The sequence below is a fragment of the Mucilaginibacter sp. P4_G9 genome (genome assembly GCF_056400985.1).
Window position 1 is genome coordinate 1 of sequence record NZ_JBFUKF010000956.1, and the last position, 534, is coordinate 534.

Genomic DNA, 534 nt, shown 5'->3' on the forward strand with positions numbered 1-534 from the left:
TTGTAAAACTGGCTATATTATTTTTAATTAAATAAATCACAATTTTAAGTTTCGTTGTTTAAGAGATAAAATTGCATATTCGCAGTGTTCAAAAATGAACACTGCCTAAATTAATGATAGAAGCCATTATTTCGGGAATTGGGTTTGGATTAGTGTTGACGTTTATTACTGGCCCGGTCTTTTTTGCTCTTATAAAAACCAGCATTGAAAAAGGTTTTCATGCCGGTGTTGCCCTTGCCCTTGGTGTAGTATGCAGCGATGTGGTTTTTGTAGGCGGTATATTATTTGGTTCCCAATATGTCGACATATCTGAGCACACCAAAACTATAGCCGGGATAGGTGGAGCTATCATTCTTTTTACCGTAGGTGTGTATTATATGTTTAAAAAAGCCGAGATCAATTACGGCAACAAAGTACCATCTGGTATTGATAAAGCGGGCTACTTTTTCAAGGGATTCCTGATGTGTATCTTCAATCCCACTCTTTTAATCCACTGGACAGTTGTAATAGGTGCAGCCAGCACCACTTTCCACG

At 37.8% G+C, this 534-nt stretch carries 1 protein-coding gene; it reads left to right on the forward strand.

From position 1 onward, the window contains the following. Positions 1–113 precede the first annotated feature (113 nt). On the forward strand, positions 114–534 hold a 421-nt coding region (locus AC1DPZ_RS28775), incomplete at its 3' end, for a LysE family translocator (RefSeq protein WP_477409976.1).